Source organism: Halofilum ochraceum, from assembly GCF_001614315.2.
GTDB lineage: Bacteria > Pseudomonadota > Gammaproteobacteria > XJ16 > Halofilaceae > Halofilum > Halofilum ochraceum.
The window spans coordinates 385011-402869 of record NZ_LVEG02000005.1 but is presented as its reverse complement, the minus strand read 5'-3'; the positions used below and the strand labels follow the sequence as shown (position 1 = coordinate 402869).

Here is a 17859-nt window from a genome sequence, read left to right as displayed (position 1 = left end):
CTCATTCTCCGGAGTCGAGACACGCATGAGCATCGAACGCCTCGATACAGGCACCCGCATGAGCCAGGCCGTCATTCACGGCGACACGATTTACCTCGCCGGACAGGTCGGTGACCCGGGCGACACGGCCGAAAAGCAGACCGAACAGGCGTTGCAGCGAGTGGACGACCTGCTCGCCCGCTGCGGCAGCAGTCGCGAACACCTCCTTCAGGTCACGATCTGGGTGGCCAGCATGGCTGCGCATTTCGATGAAGTGAATGCGGTCTGGGATGCGTGGGTGCCGGAGGGCGCGGCGCCCGTGCGGGCAGCAGGTGAGGCCAAGCTGGCGCTGCCGGAACTCAAGGTGGAGATCATCGCGGTCGCGGCCCGGGCATGAGCGGGGAGTCCGGCCCTGATCTGATGGACCGATCGGCGTTCCCGCACTGGACCCGCGAAAAGATCCGCTTCCAGGACATCGATCGGCTCGGTCACGTAAACAATGTGGCCATCACCATCTACGCGGAATCCGGCCGTGTTGAATTCCTGGATGCCGTAATGCCGACAGCGCTGACGGCCGGCAACGCGTCGATCTGGGTGATCGCGCGCCTCGACGTCCAGTTCCGTGCGCAGTCGCATTACCCGGGTACGGTGGAGATCGGGACTCGCGTTCTGCGCATCGGCAACAGCTCGATCACGCTCGGTCAGGGGCTGTTTGTGGGCGACCGCTGTATCGCCACAACCGAATCGGTGGTGGTGCTGGTCGATCCGGACACGGGGCGTGGCATGACGTTACCCGACGAGGTGCGGGAGGCTGCACGGCCGCTCGAGTCAGCCGGATAAACGCGTGCGTGCCGGCATTGCCCGGCGCATCCGCTTGACCGCACCACACCCGGATCGCAATGCCGGGGAAGCCGGCCTGGGTCCCTCAGTCACGGATGTCGAGTTCTCCGGCACGCGAACGCGCACTCACGACCTATCCGTACAAATACGCATGGTCGGGTGGCGTGTGGCGTGGAAATATCCCGATAACGGCTGAAAGGCGAGACCCCTGCACGCGGGATTCGCCACGCCGACTGACCACGGAGGATTCGGGATGATGACCGAGGCTGCGACGGCGAATCTTGCGGCACTCTGCCGCGACAATCTGGACCAGCTTGACCGGATCGACGGGCTGCTGGCCGGTCTCGATCCGGACGAGTACACCCACCAACAGGTTTCGGCGGATCCTATCGGCAAACATGTGCGTCATGTGCTGGAGCACTACGAGAGCCTGCTCCAGGGAACCGATGGACGCATTGACTATGAGACCCGTGCGCGGGACCCGGCGGTCGAAACGGATCCGCGGGTCGCCCGCGAGCGTATCGCCGGGATCCGTGAGCGTCTGGCGGTGCTGCCCAACCTGGATGCGCCCGTGTCGGTCCGGGTGCGGTATACCTGCGCCGCCGATGACCGGACCGTCACCGGGATCGAATCAACACTCGAGCGTGAGTGCCACTTCGTCCTGAGCCATACCATCCACCATATGGCATTGATCGCATTGCTCGCGCAGCGGCATGGTCACGGTGTGCCGCAAGAGTTCGGCGTGGCCGGTTCGACCCTGCGGTACCGCGCGGCGCTCGGGTGAGCGTGCGGCGGTGACGCGTCAGCGTTCGCCATCGTCGGCCCGGATGGGGCGCTCCCGGTAGGCCCCGACTGAACCCCGCCGGCATGTGGTGCCCGCGGCGTTCAGTCGGGTCTTACGGCGGCTGATGCCTGCGACGGGTGCCGTGCAGGTCAGGCCGCGGTCGCCATCAGATCGCGCTCGATTTCTTGCCGCAGGGCCTGCAACTGGCTGCGCAGGCTCGGCTCGCCGGCATCGAAATCGAACGGCTCGTGATGGAGCGCGCAGATCGTGCCGAGGATCTCGTTGTCCGGTCCGCGCAGCGGGAAGCCGAGGTATGTGCCCAGACCGAACTGGACGAGATCCTCGTTGCCTTCCCATTCGGGGTCCGTGCGGGCATCGCGCACCTCGAGCGGCTGGCCATCATTCACGACCTGCTCGCAGTAGAGCTTGTGACAGCCCGGGTTGACGCTCTTCGGACCGGCATCCCCCGGATGATAGCTGTCGCGTCGCGGTCCGGCACTGGCCGCCGTGACCATGTGCGTCGGGGTTGAGCGCATGATCAGCAGCGAGTCGATGCCGGTTTCGCCCGCGATGCGCTCAAGCGGTTCCGTCCAGCGCGGGCCAAATCCGTCATAGAACCGTTCGTCAAATACCGCAGCCATACTGTCACCTCCACATTCATTCTGTCCCCCTTTGCCGACAATGGCCCGGGAGCGGCTGCCAGTTTCGCGAATGGTGCCCGGCGCGGCCTATACGTAGTTCCCCATATTTCGCGCCGGGGTATCCGTGGCTACATTCAATCCGGAAGACGGTCGAATGCCCTGTTCGTACTGTCGCGGGGGAGCTGTGCACGCGCGCTGCAATGCGTGTAGTGGGCCGGTCCTCGCTGGCTCGCGAGCGCGATAATGGAGGTCCTCATGAGTGAAGCCGATCAGTCAGCCCGTTTCCGCTACCGGCTGTCGGGCCGGAGGGAACGCGAACAGGATGTTTTCTTCGAGGACGCCCTGGACCCGGCGCTGTGGGAGCCGGGCGATGAAGGCGAGTGGGATACGTGCTGGCATACCGGTATGCCCGAGCGTGCGGTTTTCCGGGCCACGGCGCCGAACCGCACAGTCAACCATATCCCCGGCAACAATTGCCTGACGATCAAGAGTCGCCTGGACGCGACCCTGCGCGCGATGCGCGAACGCGCGACAGCGGCGTACGGCGAGGGCAGTGCGCTGGCCTGGCGGACGGCCTTCGTCCCGACCGTCTACAGCATGCCGAGGGATTATCATGCACTGTTGTCAGCGGCGGCGGATAATCCCGATCAGCTCTGGATGCTGAAACCGAAAAACGGCGCACGCGGACGCGATATCCGGCTGCTGGACGATGTAGCCGAGACGCCGACTGATGACCGCTGGTTGGTCCAGGGGTATCTGCACCGACCTCACTTGATGAAGGACCGCAAATACGTCCTGCGCCTGTATGTCCTTGTGAGTTCGATCGAACCGCTACGCGTTTACGTATACGAACAGGGATTCGCCAAACTGGCGTCCTGTCCGTACACGCTCGAGGACCGGTCGAATCCCTACGTCCACCAGACCAATCCCGATGTGAATGCGCGCAACACCGATGCCGAATCGCCGGTCGTATTCATCGATTTCACGCGCTATCGCGCCTGGCTCCGGGAACAGGGACATGACGATCAGCTGCTGTTTGAACGTATTGACGATCTGATCGCCCTTACCATGATCGGGGCGCGCGAGCCCATGCGATCGGCGACCGCCCGTTTCGAGGCCGATCCACGTGGGTGCTACGAACTGATCGGACTCGACTGTCTGGTCGACGAAGACCTCAATCCCTGGCTGCTCGAATGCAATCTGAGCCCCTCGCTGGGGGTCTGTGCCGCCCCCAACGACGGTGGTGTCGTCGAGGAACAGGTCAAACACCAGCTGGTGACCGACATGGTTGCCCTGGTCGGGCTCAATGAACCCGACCGTCAGCGTGTCGGCGCCGATGGCACCCCGGAAGAGCTCGCCGCCGAGGCCGATGCGGAAGCGGGGCGTGCAGGGGGATTTCGGCGCGTATACCCGACAGCGGAACCCGAGCGGTATCTCCCGTTCTTCCCGTTCCCGCGGCGCGCGGACATGATCCTTGCGCGGCACGTCGCGGGCCGGCCCATGCGCAATCCGAGCGCACGCCGCTGGCGGGTCGCGGAAGTGATCGCCGACGATCAGCTCACGCTGTACGCCGAAGCCAGTGGAGAGGTCTTTGCGCCAAATCCGACGGCCTCATTGATCTGGCTGCATGCGAGCGACGGTGGTGATCCGGATACGGTGGTGCGCGAGGTCGTTGCCGCCAGCGGACTCGCACCCGACAGTGATCCGCAGGCCGTCGCCGCGGTTGAACGCCAGGTCTGGGATGCGTTTGCTGACTGGTCGCGCGATGGACTCCTGATCCAGACGTCGCCCCATGGGGCTGATCGGGAGGATACCGAACCACGGACGAATAGCGATGCGGGCCGCATCGACGTGGCGGAGCCTATCCATCGGCTGGGGCTTCTCTGTGGCGCAAACCCGCTCGAGGTTCGCGGCTGGAGCCGCCCCGCGTTTCGGCGCCTGGAACGGATCTTCGGACCCATGCAGCGCAGTGGTAGTGATGCGGCCGCACGACAGGTCGAGATCGTGCGATCGCGCCGCGGTTTCAGCGTGATGACCGATGGTACGGCCATCGCGGAAAACCTCTCACTTGCGGCGCTGGGGCCCTGGTTGGTCGAAGATTTCCTGGCACGGGCGCCGGAGGCCGGTGAAATCGCATTGCCGGCGGCACTCGTCCGGTTCCCGAGTACGGGCGACCAGTCTGCGCCGCGCAACGTGTTGCTGTGCCGAGAGGGGCGCGCTGCTGACGATCGCCTTGCACTGGCCATCCGCGAAGAAACGGGGAACGAGGTCAGCGGTGGTGTACGGATCGATCTGGCGGAGACCGGCTGTGTGCACGGGATCGGATTGCCCTTGCGGCGCGCGCATGATCCCAAAGCGACCGACGGATCGACACGCGGGATGCCACTCTGGTCGTTCGGCTGCACCGGGATACTGGAGGCATCGGAACCGGGACGCGCACTGCAGGCGGTCGAGGCCATCGTGATCGCGCGGAACGCGACGGATGAACATGGCAGTGACCAAGCCGAATGTATCGGGGTCCATGCGGCCCTCGCATATCTGCTGCCCCAGGTCTCCGAGCCGGGTGTGGAACACCCAGGCCGGCAGACCGTATCGCGTATCGCCGAATGGCTGCATGAACGGCCGATATACGCCGTTGATGCGGATATTTCGGTGGAACGGGTACTGGAACTGATCGCGACCGCGGACCGTGATGCGTCGACGGCGGATAACGCGGAAGCGGTCCGTACAACTACGGATTCTGCGGAGCGGTGATACCTGCCATGCTCAACCACACATTACGGAAGGCCACGATGCCGAAGTGATGGCCACACTGCGATTGCGCGGCAATCGCTGCACGGATGACAAGAGGAGGATCAGATCATGGGGGCGCCGATCAATACCGGAGACGAAACCCTCGATAACGTCGGCCGGCATGCGCACTGGTTCGTACGGGCGGCGTTCGTGTCCGTGTTTCTGTACATGGGTATCGACAAGTTCATGGGGAGCGGCATCGCCGGTTTTGCCGCGGCGATGGACCTGCCGTATCTGATGGCGCTGCCCGTAGCCCTTGCCGAAATCGGTGCCGGCGTGTTGATCGTGCTCGGCGCGCTGACCAACGGCTGGATTACCCGTCTTGGTGCCGTGATGACCGTACCCGTTCTTCTGGGTGCGATCGTCATGGAGCACTGGGGGCAGTGGCATTTTATGGCCACGCCGACTCACCCGCTCGGGGGCATGATGTTCCAGGTCACACTGCTGTTCGTGGCGCTGTACATCCTCGTGAGGGGTAATGATTTCTGATCGTTCCCCTCATGCCCGGGCGGTGAGCCGATCGAGGTGCGTTTTGACCTCGTGTAATGCGACTCAGGTCGCAAAGTCTCAGGAGGAGATATGTCTCAAGAAGAAGCGCAACGGCAGCAACTGCTTCGCAGGCTGTCACGCGGTATCGCCTATGCGGCACCGGTGCTGGCACTCGTGGCGGGCGTATCGGGAGGGCATGCGATTGTCTCCGATGCGGTCGCGGAAGACGGGTACCAGATGACCGTGGCTGAGGCCGAAGGTGAAGCCGAAGGCAAAGCGGAAGGCGAAGCCGAGGCCGAAGGTGAGGCCGAAGGCGAAGCTGAAGGTGAAGCCGAAGGCGAGGCCGAAGGTGAAGCTGAAGGCGAAGCGGAAGGTGAGTCCGAAAGCGGCTACTGAACAGTCGCTTGCGGACTCATGACGGGTATACCGTATCGGGCGCTCTGCCGTTCTCGCGAGCGGCCGAATCGCCCGGTGCGGTATACCTTTTGGCACAAGGCAGCCGTGCCACGATCGGGAGCAGCGGATTTCGGAATGCGATCGGGGTGACCGGCCATGCGTGAAATCCTGATCAATACCTGGGCGGTCGGCGGCATCGCCATCGGCATCACGGCCGGATCGCTGACGCTCTCGACGGCAACGGGTGACCCGCAATGGTTCGCCCGCTCCGGTTCCATCATGACGGTCTTCGGCCTGCTGCTGCTGGTGAAACACAGCGTCCTCTGCGCCGGCGCTGACCTCGAATCGGCGATGATGGAAAAGCTGCACTATCGGCGGGGCCATGCGCCGCCGGTTCGCGGCACGGTGGCGTATGAGCGCGATCTGTCCCACACGCGCAGGATCCTGATGGATGAGTTCGGCGGTTTCACCATGAGTCTGATCGGGACCGTGATATGGGGCTATGGCGATCTTCTGCTGCGGGGTCTCGGGTACTGATCCGTACTTTCCTCCCCCGAGGTCAAGCCGACTTGCGAGTGGTGCGGTCCCCGCCGTACGCGCTGTAGGCGCCTGCGCCGGGAGCAGGCTTGTAAGCCTGTTTCGTCGGCCTGTCGGGATGGCGTCGGCCGTGGGCCAGGGTCGACACCGCCCGCAAAGTCCAGGATCATGCTTTCGTCGTTGATCCTCGTCCGCGCGTCATGCGGCCAGCCAGGGGATGATCTCTTCTGGCCGCGGTGAGCGTTGTCCGTTTATCCATCGATCCCGACCGGCGAAACTTCCATGATCCGATTCGAATCGGTAACCAAGCGGTTTGACCGCGGCGCTCCGGCGGTCGATGACCTGGACCTCGAAATCCGCGACGGTGAACTGACCGTGCTGGTCGGTCCGTCCGGCTGCGGCAAAACGACCTCACTGCGGATGATCAACCGCCTCGAGGATCCGAGTTCCGGTCGCGTGCTGGTCAATGGCACCGATGTCATGAGCCAGGATCGGATCGAGCTCCGGCGCGGCATCGGCTATGTCATGCAGACCTCAGGGTTGTTCCCGCACCGCCGGATCCGCGCGAATATCGGTACTGTCCCGCGACTGCTCGGCTGGTCGCGGGCTACGATCGACCGGCGTGTCGAGGAACTGGCCGACCTGGTGGGCCTCGCACCGGATCTGCTGGACCGCTTTCCGCATGCGCTTTCGGGCGGGCAGCGGCAGCGCGTGGGCGTCGCGCGCGCGCTCGCCGCGGATCCGCCGTTGATGCTGATGGACGAGCCGTTCGCGGCGGTCGATCCGGTCGTGCGTGCGCATCTCCAGGACGAGCTGGTGCGGCTGCAGCGGCGTCTGGGCAAGACGATCGTATTCGTGACCCACGATATCGAGGAGGCGATCAGGATCGGTGACAGCATCGCCGTATTCCAGAATGGCGGGCGGATTGCACAGTACGCATCACCGACGGAACTGTTGGCGGCCCCGGCGAACGATTTTGTGGTCGACTTTCTGGGCCGTGATCGTGAGCTGCGGCGTCTTGCACTGATCGACGTGGCCGACGTGGGGGTGGAAGAAGCGCCGCTGGTCGTACCGGGGGACAGCGCCGAGGCCGCACGCGAGGTCGCACGGCGCCACGGGCGCGAGTGGGTGATCGTGGTTGATGATCAACAACGCCTCCGGGGTTGGCTCGCGGTCGATGCCTTGACCGGTGCCACGGTTGCGGATGCCGCGACGAGGCCATTCCGTTACACCGTGACCACTGGCGAGTCGCTGCGCGCGGCGGTAAACGCGATGGTCGCTTCCACCATCGGGGTGGCGCCGCGCGTCGACAGCCAGGGGCGGCTGGAGGGCGTGCTCACCCAAGCCAGTCTGAACCCGGTACTGGCATGAATCTCGTGCGCTGGTCCTGGATCGGCAGCAATACGGACCTGCTGCTCGACAAGACGCTGGAGCATATCCACCTGACCGGTCTGGCGATGCTGATCGGTTTCCTGATCGCGTTCCCGCTGGCGCTGGCGGCCATCCATTGGCCCCGGCTGTACGGGCCCTCGCTGGCCGCGACCGGGGTGGCCTTCACCATCCCCTCACTGGCGCTGTTCATCCTGCTGATACCGTTCACGGGGCTGTCGGTAGCGACCTCACTGATCGGGCTTACCATCTATACGCTGCTGATCCTGTTCCGCAACATCGTGGCGGGCTTCAATGGTGTGCCATGGGATATCAGCGAGGCGGCCAGGGCGATGGGATATACGCGCGCGCGGCAGTTGTTCATGGTTGAACTCCCGGTGGCACTGCCCGTGATCATGGCCGGTGTGCGGATCGCGGCGGTCACCACCATAGGGCTGGTCACGGTGACGGCGCTGATCGGGCAGGGCGGTCTGGGACAGCTGTTCATCACCGGTTTCACGCTGCAACGCACGACGCCGCTGATCGTTGGGTTTGTCCTGTCCGTGGCGCTCGCCGTCGTGGTGGATCTCGCTTTGGTGGGGCTGCTGTGGCTGCTGACGCCGTGGCGACGGGGTCGCGAATGATCCGATTACGGCGCCTGATCCTGCCGCGCTTTGCCGCTCCTGCGGCCGCAACGGTACTCCTGCTCGCGGTGTGCACCGTGTCGGCGGCGTGGGCCGCGGGTGCGGGCGGCGATGTCGGGATCCTTGTCAGTACCCTGAACTGGTTCGCCGATCCGGCCAACTGGCAGGGGCGTACCGGAATTCCGGTACGCACCGTCGAGCATGTGTACTACGTCCTGGTCTCCATGGGCATCGCCATGCTGATCGCACTGCCGCTGGGTATCGGTCTCGGTCATCTGGGCCGGGGTGGTCTGCTGGCGATCAACGTATCGAATATCGGTCGGGCGGTACCGGAATTCGGTGTGGTGATCCTCGTATTCCTGCTCGTCGGCTACGGCGACACACCGATCCTCGTGGCGCTGGTCGCTCTGGGCGTACCGCCGATCGTGACCAACAGCTATGTCGGTATGCGCTCGATTGACCCCGATATACGTCAGGCTGCACGCGGTGTAGGCATGACCGGCTGGCAGAGCCTGTGGCAGATCGAATTGCCGATTGCGCTGCCGGTCATCATGGCGGGTATCCGGACTTCGGCGGTGCAGGTCATGTCGACGGCCACGCTCGCCGCCTATGTGGGCCTGGGCGGCCTCGGGCGTTATCTGATCGACGGACTCGCGACACGCGAGCTGACGCAGGTGGTCGGGGGCGCCATCGTGGTCGCTTTGCTCGCGATTGCCATCGAGGCTATTCTTGCGGTGATCCAGAAGCAGGTCGTGTCGGAAGGTATTCGCGGTTGAGTGAATCCGGATCCCGTCGGTGCGAGAAGGACTCCGGACAGTAGCCGTAGACCGCTACCTTATCCCCTGAGCGATCCGGTACAGGCCGGAAAAGGAACGCGTTATGAGCATGAAATGGCTGCAGGTCACGCTTGCGGGCTTCATGATGCTGGCGGTGGCCACCACGGCTTCGGCCGCGCGCGTGGTCGTGGGATCAACCAATTTCGCGGAGCAGTTGATCCTCGCGAACATCTACGCCGAAGTGCTTGAAGATCGGGGTGTCGAAGTCGAAAAACGGCTCAATCTCGGTTCGCGCGAGATCGTCTATCCGGCGCTCACCTCCGGCGAGATCGATATCCTGCCGGAGTATACCGGGTCGTTGCTGGCGTACCTGAGCGAGGGGGGCGAGATCCCCGCGCGGGAATCCGATGCGGTGGCACGCCAACTCCGTGAGGCACTGCCGGATGGCCTGGAGCTGCTGGAACCGGCCGATGCGCAGAACAAGAATACGCTGGTGGTTCGCCCGGAGACCGCAGAGAAACACGACCTGGAGACGTTCTCCGATCTGGCGGCGGTGTCGGGTGACATGATCGTCGGCGGGCCGCCCGAGATGAAGACGCGCAAGACGGGGCTCGAGGGTCTGAAAGACGTCTACGGGATCGAATTCGCGCAGTTCCGGCCGCTCGACGCGGGCGGTCCCGTCACGGTCGGCGCACTGGAGAACGGCGATATCGATGTGGCGCGCATGTTCACGACGCAGGGTGTGATCGATGCGCGCGGCTGGGTCGTGCTGGCGGACGATAAGGGACTCGAGCCGGCGCAGAACCTGGTGCCGGTGGCGCGCGCCGAGGTGCTCAATGACACCATCCGCGGCGCGCTCAACGAGATCTCCGCGAACCTGAGCGACAGGGATCTGCAGCAGATGAACCGGGCGGTCGGCATCGACGAGCGCGAACCCGAGGATGTTGCGCGGGAATGGGTTCGCGACAACGGTCTGGTCGACGACTGATCCCGCCATTGCGGTCACGGGCCGGCTGTCGCCTCCAGTCGACAGTCGGCCCGCCATTGGATGGAGCCGCACGCCTCTTGGCGGGCTGGTCCGCTTCGGTCGCAAGGCGACGTGCCTGGCGGGCCAATGGTGACCTGAACGCGCGTATTGACCCGATTCGTATGTCTGCCTAGTATCGCGGGCTCTGGATTGGCGCCGATTTGACTGCATCAGCTTGCGGGCGCCTTATAAATACCGCTAAAGCGAGCTGGTTGCTGCCCGCTTTAGCCCCCATGGATTCACCGTAATCCGCCCGTTTACCGCACCGGGGGTTCACCGCCATGACCATCGACGACTGGTCCGAGTTCGATCCGGCGACGCGCGCTGTCCGTGCGGGCCACGTCCGCACACAGGAGTGGGAAAACAGCGAACCGATTTTCGCCACCTCCAGTTTCTGCTTCTCCTCGGCCGGCGAGGCGGCGGAATCGTTCGCCGGAAACCGGTCCGGCAACGTCTATTCGCGCTTTACCAATCCGACCGTGCGGGCGTTCGAGCGGCGCCTGGCGGCGCTGGAGGGTGGGAGCTGCTGCGTCGCGACCGGCTCCGGCATGGCCGCGATCCTGTCCACTTGCCTGGCGCTCCTGTCGAGCGGGGATCACATCATCTCTTCGACCGGTGTCTTCGGGGCCACGACCTCGTTGTTCAACAACTACCTGTCGAAGCTGGGCATCGACACGACCTGGGTGTCGCCGACGGATCCACGGCGTTGGCGTGAGGCGTTGCGGCCGGAGACGAAAATCCTCTATCTCGAGACCCCCACGAATCCGCTGACCGAGATCGCGGATATCCGGGCGATCGCCGATATCGCCCATGCGCACGGCGCGCTGCTGGTAGTGGACAACTGCTTCTGTACGCCGGCGCTGCAACGCCCGTTCGAATTCGGCGCGGATATCGTCATCCACTCGGCGACGAAATATCTGGACGGTCAGGGTCGCTGCATCGGTGGCGCCGTCGTCGGCGATGAGGAGACGGTCGGCGAAAAGGTGTTCGGGTTTCTACGCACCGCTGGGCCCTGCATGAGTCCGTTCAATGCGTGGGTGTTCCTCAAGGGTCTGGAGACGCTCGAGCTGCGCATGCAGGCCCACTGCGCACACGCATTCGAACTGGCGCAGTGGCTGGCCTCGCATTCGGCCGTCGCACGCGTGCATTACCCGGGCCTGGAAGACCACCCGCAGCACGAACTGGCGCGGCGCCAGCAGTCGGCGTTCGGTGGCATCGTATCGTTCGAGGTGGTCGGCGGGCAGCCGGCGGCGTGGCACGTGATCGATCACACGCGTCTGCTGTCGATCACCGCGAATCTCGGCGATGCGAAGACGACGGTGACGCACCCCGCCTCGACGACGCATGGGCGACTGGCACCCGAGCAGCGGGCGGCCGCGGGCATCGATGACGGCCTGATCCGCGTTTCGGCGGGGCTGGAGTCGGTGCGGGATATCCGCGCGGATCTGGCGCGCGGGCTGGATTCGCTCTGACGTTCCGGCCGCGCCGCCGGGCGGGTGCCCGGCGGCGCGGCCGTCCGTGACCCCCGATCAGTTGCTGGAGCCGGAGTCGGCTTCGCCGCCGCCGTCGGTGATCTCGATCTCCGCGTCATCGCGCAGCGAACCGACGTAGTCCTGGATCTTCTTGCCGACGAGTTCGTTGCGCAGTTCACGCTTCATCTGCTCGAAGCCCGGCTTCTGCGCCTCGCGGGTCTCGTCCAGCTGGATGACGTGCCAGCCGTACTGCGTTTCGACCGGCTCGGTCGTGTAGTTTCCGGGCTCGAGGGCCTTCACCTCGTTCATGAACGGCTCGACCATCTGCTCGGCGCTGAACCAGCCCAGATCGCCACCACGGCTCTTGGTCGGCCCGGTGGAGTTGTTCTTGGCGAGCTCCGCGAATTCGGCGCCATCGTCGAGCTGCTGGATCATCTCTTCGGCCTGCTCTTTCTCCTCGAGCAGGATGTGGCGGGCCTTGTATTCCGTGCCCTGGGTGTCAGCCGTCCGCTCTTCATAAGCGGCGCGCAGTTCTTCCTCGCTGACCTCGAAGTCCTGGAGCTGTGACCGGATCAGGTGCTGGGCGAGCAGGCTCGCACGCTGGCGCTCGATGGTGGCGGCGATCTCGGGCTGCTCGGGCAGTCCTTCGGCCTCGGCCTTCTGGCTCATCAGTTCGAGTTCGATCAGTTCCTGCAGCGCCTGGTCGCGATTCACGCCCTGGCCGCGCTGGGACATGGCCTGGATCTGGGACTGGAGGTCGACGGCGGTAAGTGCCTCGCCATTGACCCGGGCGACGACGTTTTCGGCGTCCGGTGCCGATGAGGCGCTTTGTTGATCGGTGGAGGCGCCGGATTCGCCGCCGCAGGCGGTCAATGCAAGCGCGCCGACTGCGAGTACGGCGGTAAGTGAGCGGTGGATCATTGGGTGGTTGTCTCCCTGATTGATGGACTTCTGTATGGACCGGGTGCTGGCGTAGGCCGCCCCGTGCGTCAGCGCGGCAGGACCCGTTTGAAGGGTTTCACTTCTACGTTGCGGTAGACGCCGGCCTCGATATAGGGGTCGGCGTCGGCCCACGCCCGGGCGTCTTCCAGCGAGTCGAATTCGGCCACGATCAGGCTGCCGGTAAAGCCGGCGTCGCCGGGATCGGCGGCGTCGATCGCGGGATGTGGACCCGCCAGCACGAGCCGGCCAGCCGCCTGCAGGGTCTCGAGCCGTTCGAGGTGGGCGGCGCGTGCGCTCGCCCGGCGCGCACCGCTGTCCTCGACGTCTTCACTGAGGATGGCGTACAGCATGCCTCTGCCTCCGGATGTAATGGTCTCTCCCGATCTCCGCGGGCCGGTCACGAACCAGTGGCCGGGCGTGAAGCGGGCTGTCGGGCAGTGTCGACGGGACGGCCTCGCATGGTCCATCCGACGCCGCAAGATACACGAGCACAGCCGGGCCCGGGATGAAGGATCTGTCACTCGCCCGCGAGCCGAGCCCGCGCGGCGCGCCAGGCGCGGAGCCCCGATGTGCCGGGCACAGGCCGACATGGTAGCGCAGGGTGCGGCGTGTGCGATATGCCGGCGGCGGCGTATGCAGATGGCGCCAACGGCGGCACAATGGTGTCGCCACCTCGCGTTATGGAGGCCCTGCCCCATGAGCCAGTTTTTCGCGATTCATCCCGAAACCCCACAGCACCGCCTGATCCGCCAGGCGGCGCGCATCATTCATGACGGCGGCCTGGTGGTCCTGCCGACGGATTCCTGTTACGCCATCGGCTGCCATCTCGATGACAAGGCGGCCGCCGAACGGTTGCGCCAGATCCGCAGGGTCGACCGGGATCACAACTTCACACTGGTCTGCCGGGATCTGTCCGAGATCTCGACCTATGCGCGTGTCGACAAGTCCGACTATCGACTGGTCAAAAGCCTCACGCCGGGACCCTATACGTTCATTCTGCGCGCGACGCACGAGGTGCCGCGGCGCCTCCAGCACCCCAAACGCAAGACCATCGGCATCCGCGTCCCGGACAATGCCATCTGTCAGGCGCTGCTGGCGGAACTCGGTCAGCCCCTGATGACGAGCACCCTGCTGCTGCCGGGGGATGATTACCCGATGACCGATGCGGCGGATATCCGCGATCGCCTCGAGCACCACGTGGATCTGGTGATCGACGGGGGCAGCTGCGGTCTGGAGCCCACCACCGTCGTCCGGCTGGACAACGATCGCGTCGAGGTCACCCGGCATGGGCGCGGGCCGGTGGATTTCCTCGAGGCGACCCCGTAACCGACGAAAAAACGGCGCTGACCCGGGCGGGCGTGGCCCGGGTTGGGCGCCGGCGCTGTGCGTGGCGTATAATCGCGCGCCTTGCCGTATTCCATCCCGACCAGAGGTCGAACGCTTGAGTTCCGTACCATCCCAGAATCAGCGCGTGCTCTCGGGCATGCGGCCCACGGGCCATCTCCATCTCGGCCACTATCACGGTGTCCTGAAGAACTGGGTCGAGCTGCAGCACAGCTACGAGTGCCTGTTCTTCGTCGCGGACTGGCACGCGCTTACAACCCATTACGAGGATCCTGGCGACATCGCCGGCCACGGCTGGGACATGGTCATCGACTGGCTCGCCGCGGGTGTGGATCCCGGCTCCGCGACCCTGTTCCTGCAGTCGCGCGTCCCCGAACACGCGGAACTGCACCTCCTGCTGGGGATGTTGACGCCGCTGGGCTGGCTGGAGCGCGTGCCGAGTTACAAGGATCAGCAGGAGAAGCTCAAAGAGCACGACCTGGCCACGTACGGTTTTCTGGGGTATCCGCTGCTGCAGAGCGCCGACATCCTGATCTACCGGGCCGGACACGTTCCGGTCGGCGAGGACCAGGTCTCGCATGTCGAATTGACGCGGGAGATCGCGCGGCGGTTCAACCACTTCTATGGCCGCGAGGTGGATTTCGAACAGAACGCCGAGCGCGCCATCCACAAGATGGGCAAGAAGAATGCCCGCCTGTACCGCGATCTGCGCCGGCGCTATCAGGAGCAGGGCGACGAGGACGCGCTCGACGTCGCGCGCGCGCTGCTGGAATCGCAGCAGAATATCTCGGTGGGCGATCGCGAGCGGCTGTTCGGGTACCTGGACGGCTCGGCCAAGGTCATTCTGCCGGAACCGCAGCCGCTGCTGACGGCCGCGCCGAAGATGCCGGGCCTCGATGGCCAGAAGATGTCCAAGTCCTACAACAATACGATCTCCCTGCGCGAGGATCCGGACGCGGTCGCGAAGAAGGTCCGCACCATGCCGACCGACCCCGCCCGGGTCCGCCGCAGCGATCCCGGCAATCCGGAGAAGTGCCCGGTCTGGCCGCTGCACCAGGTGTATTCGGACGAATCCACCCGCGAGTGGGTCTGGGAAGGCTGCACGACGGCGGGTATCGGTTGCCTGGAGTGCAAGCAGTGCGTCGTCGACAGCGTGCTCGAAGAGCTGGCCCCGATGCGCGAGCGCGCACGCGAGTACGAGGACGACCCGGGGCAGGTGCGGGCGATCCTCTCCGAGGGCACCGAGGCGGCGCGCGACATGGCCCGCGACACGCTCGAGGAAGTACGCCGGGTGATGGGCCTGGTCCAGCGCTGATGGTCTGCGGGCCTCACGGGAATCGGGTATGACGGCGGACGGGACAACCGATCCGGCGGTAGCGGCGACGCAGCAGGAAGAAATGCCGTTCGCCCTGATCCGGGGTGAGCCGCTGACCGAACTGCCGCGCGATCTCTACATCCCGCCGGACGCGCTCGAGGTGATCCTGGAGGCGTTCGAGGGGCCGCTGGATCTGCTGCTGTATCTGATCCGGCGCCAGAACCTCGACATCCTCGACATCCCGATCTTCGACATCACGCGCCAGTACATGGAGTACATCGCGCTGATGACCGATATGCGCCTGGAACTGGCCGCCGAATATCTGCTGATGGCCGCCATGCTGGCGGAGATCAAGTCGCGGATGCTGCTGCCACGCCCGGAGCCGGAGGACGAGGAGGAGGACCCCAGGGCCGAGCTGGTCCGCCGGCTGCAGGAATACGAGCGCTACCGGCGCGCCGCCGAGGAGCTCGATCGGCTCCCGCGGGTCGAGCGTGACGTCTTTCCGGCCGAGGCGGAAGCGCCACCGATCGAGAAACGTGCGCCGGAGCCCGATGTCGATCTGCGTGAACTGCTCGCGGTGTTCGCCGAGGTGGTGCGGCGTGCCGAGATGTTCAGTCACCACGATATCGAGCGCGAACCCCTGTCGGTCCGCCAGCGCATGTCCGACGTGCTCTCGGCCCTTGGCGGTGGCGCGTTCGTCGATTTCCGCTCGCTGTTCCGGCTCGAGGATGGCCGCGCCGGCGTGGTGGTCACATTGCTCGCGACGCTGGAACTGCTCAAGGAACATCTGATCGAGGCGGTGCAGTCGGAGCCGTTCGCTCCGATCTGGCTGCAGGCGGTGGAGGGCGCGCGGGCATACGCCGACACCGAAACGACGGAACCGGATGAATATGGCGATTGAAGACCACGAACCCGATCCCGGCACGGAGGGCGCGGACGACGCATCTGCGGATCACGGGGATGGACCGGTAGACGACGGCCCGGAACGGGACCCTGATCGGGCGACGGTCGATTCGCGGGCAGACGTCGGTGATGATGCGCCCGGCGAGAGCGCCGACGAGGCCGTGACGGATGAACCGACCGCCGAGGCGGTGAATGAAGGGTCCGCGGACGCGGCGGCCACCGGTGACGGTTATGCGACGGAGTCGATCAAGCGGATCCTGGAAGCAGCGTTGCTGGTGGCCGGGCGCCCGCTCGCGATCACCGATTTCGAGAAGCTGTTCGGGGGGAGTACCGAAGCGCCGCCGCGCAATGCGATCCGCGGCGCACTGGCCGAGCTGGCCACGGACTGGTCCGGGCGCAGTCTGACACTGCAGGAGGTCGCCAGCGGCTGGCGCGCCCAGGTGCGCGCCGAATTCGAGCCGTGGATCGCGCGGCTTTGGGACGAAAAGCCGCCGCGCTATTCCCGTGCCCTGCTGGAGACGCTGGCGATCATCGCCTACCGTCAGCCGATGACGCGCTCCGAGATCGAGGACATTCGTGGCGTGTCGGTCAGTTCGCAGATCATCCGCACCCTGAGCGAGCGCGAGTGGATCCGTGTGGTGGGACACCGCGAAGCGCCCGGACGGCCCGCCATGTATGGGACCACCCGGGAGTTCCTGGACTACTTCAATCTCAAGACGCTGGATCAGCTCCCGCCGATCAGCGATATCAAGGATCTGGAGGGCCAGTACCCCGAACTCGGTTTCGAAGCGGAGCCGGCGTCCGGGGCGGGGGCATCGGGCGAGGGAGCGGTTGCTGCACCGGACGATGGAGCGGCATCACCGCAAGGCCACGATGTCGATGATGGGCACACGGCTGAGACCCCGGAAGGAGAACGGACGGGTGCCTCCGCTGACGGGGACGATACGAATACGGGTAGTGAGGACGGCGACGATTTTCCGGACGACGCACCCGCCGCGGAGGAAGCGCCAGCCGATATGGATACGCCGTCCTCCACGGACGACGATGATCCGGATCAAGACGACGCGGAGGAGTCACCATGCACCCCTGCCTCGTAATCCGTCACGGCGCGGCCGAAGACCGTGCCCCGTCAGGGCTCGACGCGGATCGGGCGCTGACGGCGGACGGACGCGCGATGATGACCGATGTGGCACGCGGACTCGCGGTCACCGCGCCCGCGCCGGCCGTGATTCTCAGCAGTCCATTCAAGCGGGCGCGTGAAACAGCCGATATCGTCGCGCAGGCCTTCGGCGGTTTTCCCGTGGAAGCACTCGACGCGCTCGGCTCGGGTGCCTCGGCCGCCGATATCCTCGCGACGCTCGCGCACCGCTGCGAGCAGCCGGGCGGCGGTTTTGCCGTCGTTGGCCACGAGCCCGATCTCGGCCGCTTTATCAGCTATGCACTGGCTGCATCGGCACGCGGATTCCATTCCCCGCGCAAGGGCGGAGCCTGCCTGCTGGAATTCCCGGCGACCCCGCGTGCGGGTAACGCGACCCTGGACTGGGTCATGGAACCGCGCCACCTGCGCGCGGTCGGGCTCCAGGCGGACGCCGAATCCTGACCCGCGGAT

20 protein-coding genes and 1 riboswitch are annotated in these 17859 nt (G+C 65.4%); of the genes, 17 read left to right on the top strand and 3 right to left on the bottom strand.

Annotated features, from left to right (window positions below):
* The first annotated feature begins 25 nt into the window (after positions 1-25).
* From A0W70_RS08320 to A0W70_RS08310, 3 genes are all read left to right on the top strand, one after another.
* Complete coding sequence (locus tag A0W70_RS08320; RefSeq protein WP_070988873.1) at positions 26-376, top strand: RidA family protein; 351 nt, start codon at positions 26-28, stop codon at positions 374-376.
* A gap of 23 nt (positions 377-399) precedes the next feature.
* A complete protein-coding gene (locus tag A0W70_RS08315) occupies positions 400-819 on the top strand; it encodes an acyl-CoA thioesterase (protein ID WP_175443086.1) in 420 nt (139 codons plus the stop codon).
* 253 nt (positions 820-1072) lie between these two features.
* Positions 1073-1603: a DinB family protein gene (locus A0W70_RS08310; protein ID WP_070988871.1), complete on the top strand. Its 531-nt coding sequence runs from the start codon at positions 1073-1075 to the stop codon at positions 1601-1603.
* Positions 1604-1752: 149 nt separating this feature from the next.
* On the opposite strand, the gene A0W70_RS08305 is transcribed toward A0W70_RS08310, so the two are convergent.
* Positions 1753-2244 (bottom strand): GAF domain-containing protein, encoded by a 492-nt coding sequence (locus tag A0W70_RS08305; RefSeq protein ID WP_070988870.1) that lies wholly within the window; start codon positions 2242-2244, stop codon positions 1753-1755.
* 255 nt (positions 2245-2499) lie between these two features.
* Between A0W70_RS08305 and A0W70_RS08300 the strand changes: the two genes are divergently transcribed.
* The 9 genes from A0W70_RS08300 to A0W70_RS08260 all read left to right on the top strand — a co-directional run bounded on the left by A0W70_RS08300 (position 2500) and on the right by A0W70_RS08260 (position 11746).
* Positions 2500-4998 (top strand): ATP-grasp domain-containing protein, encoded by a 2499-nt coding sequence (locus A0W70_RS08300; protein ID WP_175443085.1) that lies wholly within the window; start codon positions 2500-2502, stop codon positions 4996-4998.
* Positions 4999-5106: 108 nt separating this feature from the next.
* The gene (locus A0W70_RS08295; protein WP_070988868.1) at positions 5107-5526 is read left to right on the top strand and encodes a DoxX family protein; all 420 of its coding nucleotides are present in this window, start codon (positions 5107-5109) and stop codon (positions 5524-5526) included.
* A gap of 90 nt (positions 5527-5616) precedes the next feature.
* Positions 5617-5922, top strand: coding sequence for a hypothetical protein (locus A0W70_RS16990; protein WP_070988867.1), 306 nt, complete (start codon positions 5617-5619; stop codon positions 5920-5922).
* A 156-nt stretch (positions 5923-6078) separates the two neighbouring features.
* Complete coding sequence (locus tag A0W70_RS08285; RefSeq protein ID WP_070988866.1) at positions 6079-6459, top strand: hypothetical protein; 381 nt, start codon at positions 6079-6081, stop codon at positions 6457-6459.
* 282 nt (positions 6460-6741) lie between these two features.
* Positions 6742-7830, top strand: a complete 1089-nt coding sequence (locus tag A0W70_RS08280) for an ABC transporter ATP-binding protein (protein ID WP_070988865.1) — start codon at positions 6742-6744, stop codon at positions 7828-7830.
* Positions 7827-8471 carry an ABC transporter permease gene (locus A0W70_RS08275; RefSeq protein ID WP_070988864.1) on the top strand — a complete coding sequence of 215 codons (645 nt, stop codon included), beginning with the start codon at positions 7827-7829 and terminating at the stop codon, positions 8469-8471. The genes A0W70_RS08280 and A0W70_RS08275 overlap by 4 nt, the downstream gene beginning before the upstream one ends.
* Complete coding sequence (locus A0W70_RS08270; RefSeq protein ID WP_083330879.1) at positions 8468-9247, top strand: ABC transporter permease; 780 nt, start codon at positions 8468-8470, stop codon at positions 9245-9247. The genes A0W70_RS08275 and A0W70_RS08270 overlap by 4 nt, the downstream gene beginning before the upstream one ends.
* Positions 9248-9356: 109 nt before the next feature.
* On the top strand, positions 9357-10235 hold the full coding sequence (locus tag A0W70_RS08265; protein ID WP_175443084.1) for an ABC transporter substrate-binding protein: 879 nt from the start codon (positions 9357-9359) through the stop codon (positions 10233-10235).
* A 182-nt stretch (positions 10236-10417) separates the two neighbouring features.
* A riboswitch (SAM riboswitch) is annotated at positions 10418-10497 on the top strand.
* A 58-nt stretch (positions 10498-10555) separates the two neighbouring features.
* Positions 10556-11746 (top strand): O-succinylhomoserine sulfhydrylase, encoded by a 1191-nt coding sequence (locus A0W70_RS08260; RefSeq protein ID WP_070988862.1) that lies wholly within the window; start codon positions 10556-10558, stop codon positions 11744-11746.
* Between the two features lie 57 nt (positions 11747-11803).
* Here the strand turns inward: A0W70_RS08260 and A0W70_RS08255 are convergent, their stop codons facing one another.
* Positions 11804-12667 (bottom strand): peptidylprolyl isomerase, encoded by an 864-nt coding sequence (locus tag A0W70_RS08255; RefSeq protein ID WP_070988861.1) that lies wholly within the window; start codon positions 12665-12667, stop codon positions 11804-11806.
* Positions 12668-12735: 68 nt separating this feature from the next.
* Positions 12736-13038 carry a YciI family protein gene (locus A0W70_RS08250; RefSeq protein WP_070988860.1) on the bottom strand — a complete coding sequence of 101 codons (303 nt, stop codon included), beginning with the start codon at positions 13036-13038 and terminating at the stop codon, positions 12736-12738.
* A 346-nt stretch (positions 13039-13384) separates the two neighbouring features.
* Between A0W70_RS08250 and A0W70_RS08245 the strand changes: the two genes are divergently transcribed.
* The 5 genes from A0W70_RS08245 to A0W70_RS08225 all read left to right on the top strand — a co-directional run bounded on the left by A0W70_RS08245 (position 13385) and on the right by A0W70_RS08225 (position 17850).
* Positions 13385-14014, top strand: coding sequence for an L-threonylcarbamoyladenylate synthase (locus tag A0W70_RS08245; RefSeq protein WP_070988859.1), 630 nt, complete (start codon positions 13385-13387; stop codon positions 14012-14014).
* A gap of 115 nt (positions 14015-14129) precedes the next feature.
* Entirely contained in the window at positions 14130-15347 is a 1218-nt protein-coding gene (locus tag A0W70_RS08240) for a tryptophan--tRNA ligase (protein WP_175443083.1), read from the top strand.
* Between the two features lie 28 nt (positions 15348-15375).
* Complete coding sequence (locus A0W70_RS08235; RefSeq protein ID WP_070988857.1) at positions 15376-16248, top strand: segregation and condensation protein A; 873 nt, start codon at positions 15376-15378, stop codon at positions 16246-16248.
* Positions 16238-17347 (top strand): SMC-Scp complex subunit ScpB, encoded by a 1110-nt coding sequence (gene scpB, locus A0W70_RS17275; RefSeq protein ID WP_070988856.1) that lies wholly within the window; start codon positions 16238-16240, stop codon positions 17345-17347. Before A0W70_RS08235 ends, scpB begins: the two co-directional genes overlap by 11 nt.
* Complete coding sequence (locus A0W70_RS08225) at positions 17329-17850, top strand: SixA phosphatase family protein (protein WP_070988855.1); 522 nt, start codon at positions 17329-17331, stop codon at positions 17848-17850. Before scpB ends, A0W70_RS08225 begins: the two co-directional genes overlap by 19 nt.
* Positions 17851-17859 lie beyond the last annotated feature (9 nt).